Source organism: Streptomyces sp. NPDC007896, from assembly GCF_042959425.1.
GTDB lineage: Bacteria > Actinomycetota > Actinomycetes > Streptomycetales > Streptomycetaceae > Streptomyces.
Genome location: NZ_JBIBKX010000026.1, coordinates 113,121 through 128,118, shown reverse-complemented (window position 1 = coordinate 128,118; position 14,998 = coordinate 113,121). Strand labels below are relative to the sequence as shown.

14 protein-coding genes are annotated in these 14,998 nt (G+C 70.1%); 5 read left to right on the top strand and 9 right to left on the bottom strand.

Features of this window, described 5'->3' with window-relative positions:
• Nucleotides 1-31: 31 nt before the first annotated feature.
• Nucleotides 32-1,186 carry an adenosine deaminase gene (locus ACFZDJ_RS49590; protein ID WP_384909560.1) on the bottom strand — a complete coding sequence of 385 codons (1,155 nt, stop codon included), beginning with the start codon at nt 1,184-1,186 and terminating at the stop codon, nt 32-34.
• A gap of 112 nt (nt 1,187-1,298) precedes the next feature.
• Between ACFZDJ_RS49590 and ACFZDJ_RS49585 the strand changes: the two genes are divergently transcribed.
• Complete coding sequence (locus tag ACFZDJ_RS49585) at nt 1,299-2,060, top strand: alpha/beta hydrolase (RefSeq protein ID WP_390934701.1); 762 nt, start codon at nt 1,299-1,301, stop codon at nt 2,058-2,060.
• Nucleotides 2,061-2,137: 77 nt separating this feature from the next.
• On the opposite strand, the gene ACFZDJ_RS49580 is transcribed toward ACFZDJ_RS49585, so the two are convergent.
• Nucleotides 2,138-3,100 carry a LysR substrate-binding domain-containing protein gene (locus tag ACFZDJ_RS49580; protein WP_390934702.1) on the bottom strand — a complete coding sequence of 321 codons (963 nt, stop codon included), beginning with the start codon at nt 3,098-3,100 and terminating at the stop codon, nt 2,138-2,140.
• Nucleotides 3,101-3,162: 62 nt separating this feature from the next.
• Here ACFZDJ_RS49580 and ACFZDJ_RS49575 point away from each other — a divergent pair, with 62 nt between their 5' ends.
• The 3 genes from ACFZDJ_RS49575 to ACFZDJ_RS49565 all read left to right on the top strand — a co-directional run bounded on the left by ACFZDJ_RS49575 (nt 3,163) and on the right by ACFZDJ_RS49565 (nt 6,817).
• Complete coding sequence (locus ACFZDJ_RS49575) at nt 3,163-4,452, top strand: MFS transporter (RefSeq protein WP_391069468.1); 1,290 nt, start codon at nt 3,163-3,165, stop codon at nt 4,450-4,452.
• Between the two features lie 96 nt (nt 4,453-4,548).
• Complete coding sequence (gene dnaN, locus ACFZDJ_RS49570; protein WP_391069467.1) at nt 4,549-5,712, top strand: DNA polymerase III subunit beta; 1,164 nt, start codon at nt 4,549-4,551, stop codon at nt 5,710-5,712.
• Between the two features lie 112 nt (nt 5,713-5,824).
• Nucleotides 5,825-6,817: an RNA polymerase subunit sigma-70 gene (locus ACFZDJ_RS49565; protein ID WP_390934704.1), complete on the top strand. Its 993-nt coding sequence runs from the start codon at nt 5,825-5,827 to the stop codon at nt 6,815-6,817.
• Here the strand turns inward: ACFZDJ_RS49565 and ACFZDJ_RS49560 are convergent.
• Nucleotides 6,719-7,105: an STAS domain-containing protein gene (locus ACFZDJ_RS49560; RefSeq protein WP_391069466.1), complete on the bottom strand. Its 387-nt coding sequence runs from the start codon at nt 7,103-7,105 to the stop codon at nt 6,719-6,721. The two genes, ACFZDJ_RS49565 and ACFZDJ_RS49560, sit on opposite strands and share 99 nt — an antisense overlap.
• A gap of 145 nt (nt 7,106-7,250) precedes the next feature.
• On the opposite strand from ACFZDJ_RS49560, the gene ACFZDJ_RS49555 reads away from it, so the two are divergent.
• Entirely contained in the window at nt 7,251-8,171 is a 921-nt protein-coding gene (locus tag ACFZDJ_RS49555; RefSeq protein ID WP_391069464.1) for an AEC family transporter, read from the top strand.
• Between the two features lie 65 nt (nt 8,172-8,236).
• Here ACFZDJ_RS49555 and ACFZDJ_RS49550 read toward each other — a convergent pair whose 3' ends face one another.
• The 6 genes from ACFZDJ_RS49550 to ACFZDJ_RS49525 form a co-directional block, all read right to left on the bottom strand.
• Complete coding sequence (locus tag ACFZDJ_RS49550) at nt 8,237-8,821, bottom strand: Uma2 family endonuclease (protein WP_391069463.1); 585 nt, start codon at nt 8,819-8,821, stop codon at nt 8,237-8,239.
• Nucleotides 8,822-8,916: 95 nt separating this feature from the next.
• Nucleotides 8,917-10,200: a thymidine phosphorylase gene (locus ACFZDJ_RS49545; protein WP_168510614.1), complete on the bottom strand. Its 1,284-nt coding sequence runs from the start codon at nt 10,198-10,200 to the stop codon at nt 8,917-8,919.
• 87 nt (nt 10,201-10,287) lie between these two features.
• Nucleotides 10,288-10,701 carry a cytidine deaminase gene (locus tag ACFZDJ_RS49540; RefSeq protein ID WP_391069461.1) on the bottom strand — a complete coding sequence of 138 codons (414 nt, stop codon included), beginning with the start codon at nt 10,699-10,701 and terminating at the stop codon, nt 10,288-10,290.
• Nucleotides 10,698-11,960, bottom strand: coding sequence for an ABC transporter permease (locus ACFZDJ_RS49535; protein ID WP_391069459.1), 1,263 nt, complete (start codon nt 11,958-11,960; stop codon nt 10,698-10,700). Before ACFZDJ_RS49535 ends, ACFZDJ_RS49540 begins: the two co-directional genes overlap by 4 nt.
• Nucleotides 11,957-13,084 carry an ABC transporter permease gene (locus ACFZDJ_RS49530; RefSeq protein ID WP_384909542.1) on the bottom strand — a complete coding sequence of 376 codons (1,128 nt, stop codon included), beginning with the start codon at nt 13,082-13,084 and terminating at the stop codon, nt 11,957-11,959. Before ACFZDJ_RS49530 ends, ACFZDJ_RS49535 begins: the two co-directional genes overlap by 4 nt.
• Nucleotides 13,081-14,742 carry an ATP-binding cassette domain-containing protein gene (locus ACFZDJ_RS49525; RefSeq protein WP_391069492.1) on the bottom strand — a complete coding sequence of 554 codons (1,662 nt, stop codon included), beginning with the start codon at nt 14,740-14,742 and terminating at the stop codon, nt 13,081-13,083. The genes ACFZDJ_RS49530 and ACFZDJ_RS49525 overlap by 4 nt, the downstream gene beginning before the upstream one ends.
• Nucleotides 14,743-14,998: the final 256 nt, after the last annotated feature.

The following is a 14,998-nucleotide window of genomic DNA, read 5'->3' as shown; positions in this document are numbered from 1 at the left end:
GTGAAGACCCGGCTGCCTTTCGCTCCTTCGATCAGCCCTGCTCCTCCAAGGAACCCCTGGTGGAGGCGGTCTGCTGGAACAGCCATTCGGATTTGAGCTCTGCATATCCAGGCTTGATCACGTCATTGATCATCGCTAGTCGTTCATCGAAAGGAATGAATGCTGACTTCATAGCATTGACAGAGAACCACTGCATATCATCGAGCGAATATCCGAACGCATCGACCAGATGCTCGAATTCGCGCGACATGCTCGTCCCTGACATGAGCCGGTTGTCCGTGTTCACGGTCGCCCGGAAGTGCAGGCGCCGCAGCAGACCGATCGGGTGCTCCGAGTAGGAGTCGGCGGCGCCGGTCTGGAGGTTGGAGCTGGGGCACAGTTCCAACGGGACGCGCTTGTCACGGACGTACGAGGCCAGCCGTCCGAGCTTCACCGAGCCGTCCGCCGCGACCTGGATGTCGTCGATGATCCGCACACCGTGGCCGAGCCGGTCCGCGCCGCACCACTGGAGCGCCTGCCAGATGGAGGGGAGCCCGAAGGCCTCGCCGGCGTGGATGGTGAAGTGGTTGTTCTCGCGCTTGAGGTACTCGAAGGCGTCGAGGTGACGGGTGGGCGGGAAGCCCGCCTCGGCGCCCGCGATGTCGAAGCCCACCACTCCCAGGTCGCGGTAGCGGTTGGCCAGTTCGGCGATCTCCAGGGCGCGAGCCGCGTGCCGCATGGCGGTGAGCAGGGCGCCGACCCGGATGCGGTGGCCGTTCTCCCGGGCACGCCGTTCGCCCTCCCGGAAGCCCTCGTTGACCGCCTCGACGACCTCTTCGAGGGTGAGCCCGGCCTCCAGGTGCTGTTCCGGCGCGTACCGCACCTCGGCGTAGACGACCCCGTCCTCGGCGAGGTCCTCGGCGCACTCGGCGGCGACCCGCACCAGCGCCTCGCGCGTCTGCATGACGGCACAGGTGTGGGCGAAGGTCTCCAGGTAGCGCTCCAGGGACCCGGAGTCCGCGGCCTCGCGGAACCAGACGCCGAGTTTGTCGGGGTCGGTCTCGGGGAGCCCGGAATAGCCTGTCTCCTGGGCGAGTTCCACGATCGTCCCGGGGCGCAGGCCCCCGTCGAGGTGATCGTGCAGCAGGACCTTGGGCGCCCGGCGGATCTGTTCCGAGCTCGGGGTGTTCTGGATCTGGCTCGTCATTTTCGCACTGTAGACCCTACGCGCGTAGATCTCCTGTCACGCCGTCCGTCGATACGTAACGGTGACCAGGCGGACGGGTGGCGTACACGGTCACTTCTGACACTGTTCTGTCATGGCACAGCAAGCGACGCCGGTTCGCAGGGCCCGGCTTGGGAGGGCGGTCGGCCCGGAGCCGACGGCGGTCAGCGGAGTGGTTCTGCTGCTCCCGGGCGGCGACGAGGTCTCCGCGCGCAGACCGTCCCCGATGTTGGCGACCGCCTCCGTACGCGCGCTCGGCCGCCGGCTCATGCGCGCGGGAGGCGCGGAAGGCCTGGCGACCCATGTCGTGCACTACCGCTTCCGCGGCTGGAACGGCAGCGAGGCGCATCTCGCGAGCGACGCGTCCTGGGCCGCCGACGAGGTCGTACGCCGCTACGGGGACGTACCGGTGTGCCTCGCCGGTGTGGGCATGGGAGGCCGGGCGGCGCTGCGGGCGGCCGGGCACACCGCCGTCAACTCCGTTCTGGCGCTCGCCCCCTGGCTGCCCGAGGACGACGTGGCGGCGCCACCCGAACCGGTGAAGCAGCTCTCCGGGCGGCGTGTACTGATCGTGCACGGCACCAACGACGAGCGCACCGACCCGGAGTTGTCCTTCCGGCTCGCGGCACGGGCGAAGAAGTCCAACCGGGACATCTGCCGGTTCGAGGTCCACTCCGACGGGCACGGGTTGCACCAGTACCGGTCCGAAGTGCACGCGCTGGCGGAGGACTTCGTGATGGGGGCGTTGTTCGGACACGGGGTGTCGCGCCCTCTGGAGGACGCGTTGGCCGCGCCGCCGCCATTGGGGTTGCGGATGCCACTCGCCTCCGGCTTCGGGAAGGCGTTGCGTCGCTAGGTCGTGTTTCGTCTGCGGCGTGGTGGAAGCCGGTCGCGCAGTTCCTCGCGCCCCTGAAAGCGGGGCGCGTCCGCCCCTCAGTCCGGTAGCAGGTGGCCCCTCCTCGACAGCAGGAACTTCTTGAAGGCCGCTACCGGTGGCGTGTCCGGGTGACCGTCCAGCCATGCCACCCCGATCTCGCGGACCGCTCTCGGGGCCGTGACCGTCAGTTCGACCACCCCCGGGCGGGGCACGGCCGGTGGTGGCAGGAGGGCGACTCCGAGGCCGGCGGCCACCAGGCCCCGTAGGGTCTCGGCCTCCTCGCCCTCGAAGGCGATCCGGGGCCTGAAGCCGGCTTCCTGGCAGAGGTCGTCGGTGATGCGGCGCATGCCGTAGCCGGGTTCGAGGGTCACGAAGGTCTCGTCGGCGGCCTCGGCGAGGCGGACGCGTTTGCGGGCGGCGAGGCGGTGGTCGGCCGGGACGACGAGCCGGAGCTTCTGCTCGTCGAGGCGGCGGCCCACCAGGTCGGGCGCGTCCGGCACCGGCGAGGTGAGGCACAGGTCCAGCTCGCCCGAGCGCAGCCCCTCCAGCATCGCCTCGCCATAGTTCTGGACGAGGCTGAAGCGGACCCGGGGGTGGTCGGCGCGGAAGGCGCGGATCAGGCCGGGGACGGTCTCCGATCCCATCGTGTGCAGGAAGCCGAACGCGACCTTGCCGGTGGCCGGGTCGGCGTCCGCGCGCACCTCCTCGGCGGCGCGCTCGATCTCGGCGAGGGCCCGTTCGACGGAGGAGAGGAACGTACGGCCCGCGGAGGTGAGGGAGACCGTGCGGCCCCGGCGTGCGAACAGATCGACGCCGAGATCCTGTTCGAGCCGGACCATGGCGCGCGAAAGGGTCGACTGGGGGACCTGCATCTCCTGCGCGGCGCGTGTGACGTGCTCCGTGCGGGCGACCCCGGCGAAGTACGCGAGGCGTGGGGCGAGCAGCCTCGACATGCCCGCGCTGTCTTCTGTGTCACTGGACGGTGACAGGTGAGCCTGTGACCTTTGCTGATGCACCATGGGAACGATTATGGCGATTCCATGCATTGGACGGATGAGCGGCGGTTCTTTAGTTTCGAAGCATGCCTTCCGCCAGTACCGGGGCGTCCACCACCGTGGGCGCCACCTCCTCCGTCACGTCCTCCACCGCCGCCGTCGACTCCCGTCTCACCCCGGGTGGGCCCGGCTACCGCCGTATGAGCTTCGCGCTCTTCCTCGCGGGTGTGGCGACCTTCGCGCTCCTCTACTCCACGCAGGCCCTCCTCCCGCTCGTCTCCACGGACTTCGGGGTCAGCGCGAGCGAGGCGAGCTGGACGGTGTCGGCGGCGACGGGCGGCCTGGCGCTGTTCGTCCTCCCGATGAGCGCGCTGTCGGAGCGGTTCGGACGGCGTACGTTGATGACGGCGTCGCTGGCGGTCGCGGTGGCGGTCGGGCTCCTGGTCCCCTTCGCCCCGTCGATCGGCGCGCTGGTCGCGCTGCGGGCGGTGCAGGGCGCGGCCCTGGCGGGGCTTCCGGCCTCCGCGACGGCCTATCTGGCCGAGGAGGTCCGCCCCAAGGCCCTGATCACGGCGATCGGCCTCTTCGTGGCGGGCAACAGCGTCGGCGGCATGAGCGGCCGGGTCATCACGGGCTGGGTCGCGCAGGAGTGGGGCTGGCGGGTGGCCGTCGCCACGATCGGGATCATCGCGGTGGCCTGCGCGGTCGCCTTCCGTCTGCTGCTGCCCGCGCCGAAGCACTTCACGCCCGGCTCGCTGCGGCCGGGGGTACTGGCCCGTACGGTCCGTGACCACCTCGCGAACCCGCTGCTGCGCCGGCTGTACGCGATCGGCGCGCTGTTCATGACGGTCTTCGGCGGGGTCTACACGGTGATCGGCTATCGCCTGACCGAGGCCCCGTTCTCCCTCCCCCAGGGCATCATCGGCTCGATCTTCCTGGTGTATCTGGTCGGTACGGTGTCGGCGTCCACGGCGGGCAGGCTGGTCGCCCGACTGGGCCGGCGCGGCTCCCTGTACCTGGCGGGCGGCACCACGACCGCCGGCCTGCTCCTCTCCCTGGTCGACTCCCTCCCCCTCGTCCTGCTCGGCCTGGTGCTGATCACCGCGGGCTTCTTCGCGGGCCACGCGGTGGCGTCCTCCTCGGTCAGCCACACCGCCAAGCAGGGCCGCGCCCAGGCCTCGGCCCTCTACCAGTCCGCGTACTACATCGGCTCCAGCGCGGGCAGCACGCTCGGCGCGGTCGCCTTCCACGCGGCCGGGTGGGCCGGGACGGTGACGCTCGGCCTGTTCGCGGTCCTCGGCGTCGTCACGATCACGGTGTTCGGCTCCCACGCGGCCCGCGTACAGGCCCGCCGCGAGCCCGCCCTGGCGCACTGAGCGTCCCAGCTCCTCCGTTCCCCCTGGTCGGACCCCGTTGTCAGTGGCGGCACCTAGCCTCCACCCGGTCAACTGGCCCGAACAGGGGGATCTTTCATGGAGTTCCGCGTCGATCGCGACGACCTCGCCGAGGCGGTGGCCTGGGCGGCCCGCACCCTGCCCACCCGCTCGCCGGTACCGGTGCTGGGCGGACTGCTGCTGGAGGCCGGTCCGGGACGGCTCGGCATCTCGGGGTTCGACTTCGAGGCGGCGGCGAGGATCGAGGTCGATGCCGGGACGGGGGCGGACGGCCGGATCCTCGTGCTGGGGCGCCGACTGCTGGACATCTGCCGGGTGCTGCCGCAGGGGCAGGTGAGCTGCGCGCTGGAGGGGACACGGTTCACGGTGGAGGCGGGTGGCACACGGTTCGGTCTGTCGACGCTACCCAAGGACGAGTACCCGGCACTGCCGGAGCCGCCCGAGCCGCGCGGCACCGTGGACGCCGCCGCGTTCGCGACCGCCGTGTCCCAGGTCGCCGTCGCGGCCGGGCGCGACGACACGCTGCCGGTCCTCACCGGCGTACAACTGCGGCTGTCCGGCGAGGAGATGACACTCTCCGCCTCGGACCGCTACCGGTACGCCGTGCGCACCCTGACCTGGAAACCCGAGGCCCCCCTCGACGGCGTCGTGGAGGCGCTGCTGCCCGCGCGCCGACTGCACGAGATCGCCCGTTCGCTGGCCCGCTCCGGTGACGTGCGCATCGGGCTCGACTCCGCGGGCGGCGGGATGATCGGCTTCGAGGGCGGGTCCATGCGGACGGCGGTGCGGCTGATGGAGGGGCGGCTGCCGCGGCACGGCTCGCTGTTCTCGGTGTCCGACGCCGCGGTCGCGGAGGTGGAGCGCGAGGCACTGGCGGAGGCCGTACGGCGCGTCGCCGTCGTCGCCGAGGTGAACAGTCCCGTGCGGCTGGACTTCACCGGTGACGGCGAGGGGTCCGTTCTGCTGCGCGCCGGATACGCCGACGACGTGGCCTCGCAGCGGCTGCCGGCGGCGCTGACCGGCACGGCGGAGATCACCGTCGCCTTCAACCCGGCGTATCTGCTGGACGCCCTGAACTCCTTCGAGGAGTCGCGGGTACGGCTTGAGCTGCTGGGGCCGGGGCAGCGGGCGCTGCTGAGCGGGGCCGAATCGGCGGCCGGGGCCGAAGCGGAGGCCGACGCCGGGGCCGAAGCGGGCGGTGCGTACCGGCATCTGCTCATGTCCGTGAAGCAATTGGTCTGAGCTGCGCTTTTTCCCACTTCGGGGGCCATTGTCAGTGGGCTGCGGTAGCTTCCGAAGTGCCGGCGCGACGAGGCGACGGTACGACGGGAACAGCCACAGGGGCGGGTTGGCCATGAGCGACGGTACGGCGGCGACGACAGATCTGGACGTCCGGCTGGAGAAGCACCGGGTCGAGCTGACCGGGTACTGCTATCGGATGCTCGGCTCCTCCTTCGAGGCGGAGGACGCGGTGCAGGACACGATGGTCCGCGCCTGGCGGAGCTACGAGAAGTTCGAGGGCCGTTCGTCGATGCGGTCCTGGCTGTACCGGATCGCCACCAACGTCTGCCTCGACATGCTGAACGCGGGCAACCGGAGGGCTCGTCCCATGGATCTGAGTGGTCCCTCACCCCTGGCTCAGGCGGCGCTCACCCCGCGCCCGGACAACGTCTGGCTGGAGCCGGCGCCCGACGCGCGTGTGCTGCCCACGATCAGTGACCCGGCCGAGGCCGCGGTGGCCAAGGAGTCGGTGCGCCTCGCCTTCATGGCCGCCCTGCAGCAGCTGCCGCCCAAGCAGCGTGCCGTGCTCATCCTGCGCGAGGTCCTGGCCTGGAAGGCGGCCGAGGTCGCCGAACTGCTCGGGACGACGGTCGCCTCGGTCAACAGCGCGCTGCAGCGGGCCCGCGCGACCCTCGCGGAGAGCGACAGTGCCGAGGCCGCCGTCTCCGACCCGCTCGACGAGGAGCAGCAGAAGCTCCTGGAGCGCTATGTCGCGGCGTTCGAGGGGTACGACATGACGGCGCTGACCGCGCTGCTCCACGAGGACGCGGTCATGACGATGCCGCCGTTCGACCTGTGGCTGCGCGGCACGGGCGACATCACCGGTTTCATGACGACCCTCGGCGCGTCCTGCGCGGGTTCGCGCCTGCTGCCGGTCGCGGTCAACGGTCTGCCGGGATTCGCGCACTACAAGCCGGATCCGGAGGAGGGCGGCTTCAGTGCCTGGGCGATCCAGGCGCTGGAGATCTCAGACGGCCGCATCACCGGGTTCCACTGCTTCCTCGACACCAAGCGCTGGTTCCCGCTCTTCGGCCTCCCCCTCCAGCTCGAAGCGGAGTCCGACTAGATCGAGAAGCAGGAGCAGGGGTGGGGCCGGGGCGCGCAGGCGGATGCGGCCCCCGGCCCGGCGGGCGGCGAGCTGCATCCTGGCCAGGGCGTCGACGGTGGCCAGGCCGGGCGGATCAAGGCCCGCGACATCGCAGACCACCACCCCGGCACCGGTCGCCGCCAGCCGCGCGCGCACATCGTCACAGAGCCTCGGCACCTGGTCACGGGTGACGGGGCCGGGCAGCACGAGTACGGCGGGTGTCGTGGCGTCCACGGTCAGTAGACCGGCCGGGGGCACGGAACTCATCGCGGAGAGCGGACCCGTCCGGGGCGCGCGCCCGCAAAGGATCACATTGACCTGCGCCCCTCCCGCCCCAGAGGGTTGGGTGTATGCCCCATGAATCAGCGCCTTCCGTGATACCCGACGGCCTCCTCCGATCGAAGGAGGCGCCGTGCAAGGGGTGCTGACGGGCTTCGCGGTCATCGCCGTCGTCATCGGGGTCGGTTACGTCATCGGGCGCCGCGGCTATCTCGGGGAGAACGGGCGGGAGGTGCTGACGAAGCTCGCCTTCCATGTGGCCTCCCCCGCGCTGCTGTTCACCACGCTCGCCAGGGCCGACCTGTCGGTGATCTTCTCCAGCCGGCTCCTGGTGACGGCGATGAGCACGGCCGCGGCGGCCGGTGTCTTCGTCGCGATCGGGGTCGTACGCGGCTGGGGCGTGGGCCGGACGACGATCGGCGCGCTGTGCTCCAGTTACGTCAACTCGGGAAACCTCGGCATCCCGATCGCGGTGTACGTGCTGGGTGACGCCTCGCTCGTCGCGCCCGTGCTGCTCTTCCAGCAGATCATGGTCACGCCCCTCGCCCTCACGGTCCTCGATCTGTCGGGGGACGGCGAGAAGGGCCCCCTGTGGCAGCGGCTGATCACTCCCCTGCGCAACCCCATCGCGGTCGGCTCGCTGAGCGGGGTCGCGGTGTCGGCGACCGGTCTGACGCTGCCGGGACCGGTCATGGACCCGCTCACGCTGATCGGCAACATGTCGGTGCCCGCGGTGCTGCTGGCGTTCGGCATCTCGCTGTGCGGCAGCACGCTGCCCGGCCGTGGCCCGGACCGGCACCCGGTGCTGTTGTCCGTCGCGCTGAAGTCGGTGGGCCAGCCGCTGGCGGCCTGGGCGCTGGCCGTCGGCGTGTTCGGGCTGCACGGGGCGCCCCTGCTCGACGTGGTGGTCACCTCGGCGCTGCCCGCCGCCCAGAACCTCTTCACGTACGCCTCGCGCTACCGGGTCGGCGAGACGCTGGCCAGGGAGTCGATCCTGCTGTCGACGATCCTGTCGGTGCCGGTGCTGGTGGTGATCGCGGCCGTACTCGGCTGACGGTGGACGGGCCGGCGTTCGAGAGCGGGCGGCGCACCAGAACGGGGCGCCGCCCCTCGGATACGTCAGTCGACGGGGAACACGCTGGTGTCGAGGGTGAGGTCGAAGGGCTCCGGCAGCGTCAACTTCCCGCCATACTCCACTGAGGCGAGCACTCGGTACGTGCCGTCTTCCGGCGCACCGTAGAGCGTCGCCGTGGGACGGCCACTGTGCCAGGCATCCAGGAGCAGGTAGAGCGGCACACCGGCCCGGGCGTAGCCGTGGACCTTCTTGATGCGGTCATGATTGGCATTGCTCTTCGACGTGATCTCGACAACCAGCTCCGCCTCATCCGCAGGGACACGGTTGCCGCTGCCCACCACTGACTCCACGGGCAGCACGGCGAGGTCGGGCACGAACAAGCCGTGCGCCCCTGGCACCTCCAGGCCCAGCGTCTGGTAGATCTCCCAGGACTCCGGAATCTTGGTGTACAGGCGCCTCTGCAACAAGGCTGCCGTGGTGTTGTGGTCCTTGGACGGCGGTGGTGACACGGTGACGATCCCCTCGATGATCTCCACCTTGCTGCCCTCCGGCCACTCCATCTCCTCCCAGAACCGGACGAGGTCGTCCCAGTTCTGCTCGGGGTCGTGGTCGACGGTGAGTGCGCTCACGGCGGTCTCCAATCGGTGCGTCACCGAGTCCAGCATGCCGAACGGGATCGGTGGACGTCCACCGATCCCGTTCACCCGTACGAGGAAAGCGCAGGTCAGGCGATACGTTCCAGCACGACCGGGGTGGCCTTGAAGTCCGTGCCCGCGGCCGCGATGTCGTAGGAACCCTCGACCGACTCCAGGGCGTACTCGAAGCGCTCGGGGGTGTCGGTGTGGAGGGTCAGCAGCGGCTGGCCCGCGGTGACGGTGTCGCCGGGCTTGGCGTGCAGTTCGACGCCCGCGGCGGCCTGCACCGGGTCCTCCTTGCGGGCGCGGCCCGCGCCCAGGCGCCAGGCGGCGATGCCGATGTCGTAGGCGTCCAGGCGGGTCAGGACGCCGGAGGACGGGGCCGTCACGACGTGCTGCTCGCGGGAGGTGGGCAGCGCGGCGTCCGGGTCACCGCCCTGCGCGGCGATCATGCGGCGCCAGACGTCCATCGCCGAGCCGTCCGCGAGGGCCCTCGCCGGATCGGCGTCCTTGATGCCCGCCGCGTCCAGCATCTCGCGCGCCAGGGCGATGGTGAGGTCGACGACGTCGGCCGGACCGCCGCCCGCCAGGACCTCCACCGACTCCCGTACTTCGAGCGCGTTGCCCGCCGTCAGGCCCAGCGGGGTCGACATGTCCGTCAGGAGCGCGACCGTCCTCACTCCGTGGTCGGTGCCCAACCCGACCATCGTGGAGGCGAGTTCGCGGGCGTCCTCGATGGTCTTCATGAAGGCGCCGGTGCCGACCTTCACGTCCAGGACCAGCGAGCCCGTGCCCTCCGCGATCTTCTTCGACATGATGGAGGAGGCGATGAGGGGGATCGCCTCCACCGTGCCCGTGACGTCACGGAGCGCGTAGAGCTTCTTGTCCGCCGGGGCCAGGCCGTCGCCCGCGGCGCAGATGACCGCACCGGTCGTGTCGAGGACGTTCAGCATCTCCTCGTTCGACAGCAGGGCGCGCCAGCCGGGGATCGATTCCAGCTTGTCCAGCGTGCCGCCGGTGTGGCCGAGGCCGCGTCCGGACAGCTGCGGGACCGCCGCGCCGCACGCGGCGACCAGCGGCGCCAGCGGAAGGGTGATCTTGTCGCCGACGCCGCCCGTGGAGTGCTTGTCGGCGGTCGGGCGGGAGAGGGAGGAGAACTCCATGCGCTCGCCGGAGGCGATCATCGCGGCGGTCCAGCGGGCGATCTCGCGGCGGTTCATGCCGTTGAGCAGGATCGCCATGTTGAGGGCGGCCATCTGGTAGTCGGCGACCTCGCCGCGGGTGTACGCGTCGATGACCCAGTCGATCTGCGCGTCGCTGAGCTCGGCGCGGTCCCGCTTGGTGCGGATGACGGAGACGGCGTCCATGGCCATGGCTTTCCTTCCGAAGACTTCCGAAAATCCGCGGCCCCTCCCGACCGGTCGTTCATCGTCCGGTCGTCGGGAGGGGCCGCGCAGGCGTTACTTGGTGAGATTCTCCGGCCCGAAGGCCTGCGGCAGCATCTCGGAGAGCGGCAGGATTCCGGCCGGGGTCTCCAGGAGCAGATCGGCCCCGCCGAACTCGTACAGCAGCTGGCGGCAGCGTCCGCACGGGACGAGGATCTCGCCCTGTCCGTCGACGCAGGTGAAGTGCGTCAGCCGACCGCCCCCGGTGTTCAGCAGCTGGGAGACCAGACCGCACTCGGCGCACAGCCCGAGCCCGTACGAGGCGTTCTCGACGTTGCAGCCGGTGACGGTCCGGCCGTCGTCGACGAGGGCCGCGACGCCGACCGGGAAGCCCGAGTAGGGGGCGTACGCCCGGGACATGGCGTCCCGGGCGAGCTCCCGCAGGGCCTCCCAGTCGACGGCCTTGGACCCGGCGCCGAGGGACGTCACTTGCCCTGTCCTCTCCGGTACGGCATGCCGTCCGCCTTCGGCATCCGCAGGTGCTGCGCGGACAGCGAGAGCACGAGCAGGGTCACGACGTACGGCGTGGCGCTCACGAACTGCTGCGGGACCTCGTCGGTGGCGAGATACCAGACGAACATCAGCGCCGAGACCACGGCCGTGATGACCGCGGGCACGACCCGCTTCTTCCATGCCAGGTAGGCCACGGCGAACACCAGCAGGATCGCGAGGAGCAGGATCAGCGCGTGCACGTTGGTGCCGCCGCCGCGCAGGTTGAGGCTGTCGGTGTAGCCGAACAGGCCCGCGCCGAGGGCGAGGCCGCCCGGCATCCAGTTGCCGAAGATCATCGCGGCGAGACCGATGTATCCGCGGCCGGCCGTCTGGCCGTCCAGGTACACGTTGGACGCGACGATCGACAGGAAGGCGCCGCCGAGGCCGGCGAAGCCGCCCGAGATGATCACGGCGATGTACTTGTACTTGTAGACGTTGACGCCGAGGGATTCGGCGGCCACCGGGTTCTCACCGCAGGAGCGCAGGCGCAGGCCGAAGGCCGTGCGCCACAGCACCCACCAGGTGGCGGGGACGAGCGCCACCGCGACGACGGTGAGCGGCGACAGGCCGGTGACCAGTCCGCCGAGCAGACCTGCGATGTCCGAGATCAGGAACCAGTGCTTGCCGTTGAGCGTGGTCAGCCAACTGGACAGCCCTGGGATGTCGAAGGTGCCGAGCGAGTCGATCGGCGGGGACTGCTTGGAGGAGCCCTGCGGCGCGTTCTCGAAGGTGAACTTGGAGAGGTAGCGGGTGGTGCCGAGCGCCAGGATGTTGATGGCCACACCGGAGACGATGTGGTTGACGTTGAAGGTCACCGTGGCGATGGCGTGCAGGACGCCGCCGAGGCAGCCGCCGATGATGCCGAAGGCGACACCGGTCCACGGCCCCCACTGGTAGCCGGCCCAGGCACCGAACCAGGTGCCGAGGATCATCATGCCTTCGAGGCCGATGTTGACGACGCCCGCGCGCTCGGACCACAGGCCGCCGAGGCCCGCGAGGCCGATCGGCACCGCGAGGCGCAGCGCCGTGGACATCTGTCCGGTCGAGGTGATGCCGTCCGCACCGGTGATCAGGCGGACGACCGAGGTCAGGATGAGTACGCCCGCGATGATCAGCAGGAGCACGGGGAGCGAGAATCGGCGGCTGCCCTTGCCGGGCTGCTGCGCCTGCGGCTTGGCGACGGTCGCGGTGCTCATCGGGCAGCCACCTCCTTCGGGGAGTTGTTGTTGGCGGCGGCCGCGGCCAGTTCCTCACCGACCCGCTTCTGCTGGCGGCGCAGGCCCCAGACACGTACGGCCTCGTACGAGATGACGACCGCGAAGACGATCAGGCCCTGCATGATGGTGGCGATCTCCTTCTCGTACGCCACCGGGGTGGCGTAGTCGAGCGCAGGGGACGCCTTGTCGAGGAAGGCCCACAGGAGCGCGGCGAGCGCGATGCCGCCCGGGTTGTTGCGGCCGAGCAGCGCGATGCCGATGGCGGTGAAGCCGAGGCCGGCCGGGAAGCTCAGGCTGTAGGTGTGGGCGTCGCCCAGCAGCAGCGGCAGACCGGAGAAGCCCGCGATCGCGCCGGAGATCAGCATCGCGGTGAGCACCATCTTCTTGGCGTCGACGCCGGAGGCCGCGGCAGCGGTCTCGGAGGCGCCGGTGGCGCGCAGGTCGAAGCCGAAGCGGGTGCGGTTGAGAACGAGCCAGTACAGAACGCCCATGAGGACCGCGATGAAGACCATGCCGTAGATCTCGCCGACGTCCGCGCCGAGGTTGATGCCGGGGAACCAGCCGGACTTCTTCATGATGCCGGTGGTGTTGTTGTTGCCGACCTGCACACCCCAGATGTTCTCCGCGGTGAGGTAGCCGATGAGGCTGGTGGCGATCGCGTTGAGCATGATCGTCGCGACGACCTCGCTCACACCGCGGGTGACCTTCAGGACGCCCGCGATACCGGCCCAGAAGGCGCCGGTGAACACCGCGACGAGCATGAGCACCGGGATCTGCAGGAAGGACGGCAGCGCGAGATGCGCGCCGACCACCGCGGTCATCATCGCGCCGAGGCGGTACTGGCCGTCGACGCCGATGTTGAACAGGTTCATGCGGAAGCCGATGGCCACACCGAGTGCCGCGATGTAGTACAGCGAGGCCTGGTTGATGATCAGGACCTGGGTGTCGGAGTACGTCGCCTGCTGGAGCATCAGGGAGTACGGCTCGAACGGGCTCTTGCCCGAGGCGAGCAGCACGACCGAGGTCAGCGCGATCGCCGCGACGAGCGCGATGACCGGGCCGGCCACCGCGAGGAGCACGCGCTCCTTGTCGAACTTCTTCATCGGGCCTCGTCCTCCGGGGCGGCGCTTTCCGCTACGTGCTCCAGGTGTCCGGAGGCGGCGCCGGTCATGGCCGAGCCGAGTTCCTCCGGGGTGACGGTCGCCGGGTCGGCGTCCGCCACGAGCCTGCCGTTGTAGATCACCCGCAGGGTGTCCGACAGGCCGATCAGCTCGTCCAGGTCGGCCGAGATCAGCAGCACGGCCAGGCCCTCACGGCGGGCCTCGCGGATCTGGTCCCAGATCGCGGCCTGCGCGCCGACGTCCACACCGCGGGTGGGGTGGGCGGCGATCAGGAAGCGCGGCTTGTGGCTCATCTCGCGGCCGACGATCAGCTTCTGCTGGTTGCCGCCGGAGAGCGAGGCGGCGGTGACGTCGATGCCGGGGGTGCGGACGTCGTACTCCTCGACGATCCGCTTGGTGTCCTCCTGGGCGCCCTTGATGTCGAGCCAGAAGCCCTTCGCGTTCGGGGCCTCGGTGACATGGCCGAGGATGCGGTTCTCCCAGAGCGGGGCCTCCAGCAGCAGGCCGTGACGGTGGCGGTCCTCGGGGATGTACCCGATGCCCTTCTCACGGCGCTTGCGGGTGGCCCACCCCGTGATCTCCTCGCCGAGGAAGCTGATGGCTCCGGAGTCCGCGTGCTTGAGGCCGATCAGCGCGTCGATGAGCTCGGTCTGGCCGTTGCCCTCGACACCGGCGATGCCCATCACCTCACCGGCGTGGATGGTGAAGGTGACGTCGTCGAGGACGCGCCGCACCGCGGCGGCGGTCTCGGCGGTGTCCTCGGTGAGCAGACCGGCGCCCGTCGGTTCGGCGAGCTCGCCGAGGGAGGGGGCACCGCTGGCGAAGACCGTGAGGCCCTCGACCTGGATGACCGGCTTGTCCGTGACGGTGGACTCGGCGGTCTCCGGGGTCGGGAGCTCGCTGCCGACCATCATCTCGGCGAGCTGGCGGGGAGTCGTCTCGGCGGGGATGGCCGTGCCGACCGTCGTACCGCGCCGGATGACGGTGATCTCGTCGGCGACCGAGAGGACCTCGCCCAGCTTGTGCGAGATGAAGATGACGGCCAGGCCCTCGGACTTGAGCTCGCGCAGGTTGTCGAAGAGTGCGTCCACCTCCTGCGGCACCAGTACGGCGGTGGGCTCGTCCAGGATCAGGGTGCGGGCGCCGCGGTAGAGGACCTTGAGGATCTCCACGCGCTGACGCTCGGCGACACCGAGGCCCTCGACCAGGACGTCCGGGCGGACGTTCAGCCCGTACCGGTCGGAGATCTCCTTGATCTTCTTACGGGCGCCCCCGCCGATGCCGTACAGCTTCTCGCTGCCCAGGACCACGTTCTCCAGGACGGTGAGGTTGTCGGCGAGCATGAAGTGCTGGTGGACCATGCCGATGCCGCGCGCGATGGCGTCGGCGGGGTTGTGGAAGGTGACCTGCTCACCGTCGACGGCGATGGTGCCCTCGTCCGGCTTCTGCATGCCGTAGAGGATCTTCATCAGCGTCGACTTGCCGGCACCGTTCTCGCCGACGAGGGCGTGGACCGTGCCCTTGCGGACCGTCAGGTGGATGTCATGGTTGGCCACCACACCGGGGAAACGCTTGGTGATCCCCGCCAGCTCGACCGCGGTCGACTGCGCGGTGAGCGGAGGGCTGCTGGACGCGTCGATGGCGCACTCTCCTTGGAAAAGGGGCCTATCTACGCGCGTAGCGCCCCTGCTTTGAATTGCACTCGGACGGACCGGGTTCTTTTCGGACTGCTTTCGGTCCGATCCGATCCGAGCATTCTGCCGCGCGAACGGGGCACGGGAAGGTCATCCTCCCCACGCCCCGTTCCGTGGCCGTAACGCTGCCATTACAGCGTTGCCATGGCCATGGTTTCGACGTCTGGTGATGACGTCGTGACCTGGGCCGGGATCAGGACTC

Coding starts and splice junctions, on each gene's coding strand:
- ACFZDJ_RS49590 (WP_384909560.1), bottom strand. CDS start 1,186: ATGACGAGCCAGATCCAGAACACCCCGAGCTCGGAACAGATCCGCCGG.
- ACFZDJ_RS49585 (WP_390934701.1), top strand. CDS start 1,299: ATGGCACAGCAAGCGACGCCGGTTCGCAGGGCCCGGCTTGGGAGGGCG.
- ACFZDJ_RS49580 (WP_390934702.1), bottom strand. CDS start 3,100: ATGGTGCATCAGCAAAGGTCACAGGCTCACCTGTCACCGTCCAGTGAC.
- ACFZDJ_RS49575 (WP_391069468.1), top strand. CDS start 3,163: ATGCCTTCCGCCAGTACCGGGGCGTCCACCACCGTGGGCGCCACCTCC.
- dnaN (WP_391069467.1), top strand. CDS start 4,549: ATGGAGTTCCGCGTCGATCGCGACGACCTCGCCGAGGCGGTGGCCTGG.
- ACFZDJ_RS49565 (WP_390934704.1), top strand. CDS start 5,825: ATGAGCGACGGTACGGCGGCGACGACAGATCTGGACGTCCGGCTGGAG.
- ACFZDJ_RS49560 (WP_391069466.1), bottom strand. CDS start 7,105: ATGAGTTCCGTGCCCCCGGCCGGTCTACTGACCGTGGACGCCACGACA.
- ACFZDJ_RS49545 (WP_168510614.1), bottom strand. CDS start 10,200: ATGGCCATGGACGCCGTCTCCGTCATCCGCACCAAGCGGGACCGCGCC.
- ACFZDJ_RS49535 (WP_391069459.1), bottom strand. CDS start 11,960: ATGAGCACCGCGACCGTCGCCAAGCCGCAGGCGCAGCAGCCCGGCAAG.
- ACFZDJ_RS49530 (WP_384909542.1), bottom strand. CDS start 13,084: ATGAAGAAGTTCGACAAGGAGCGCGTGCTCCTCGCGGTGGCCGGCCCG.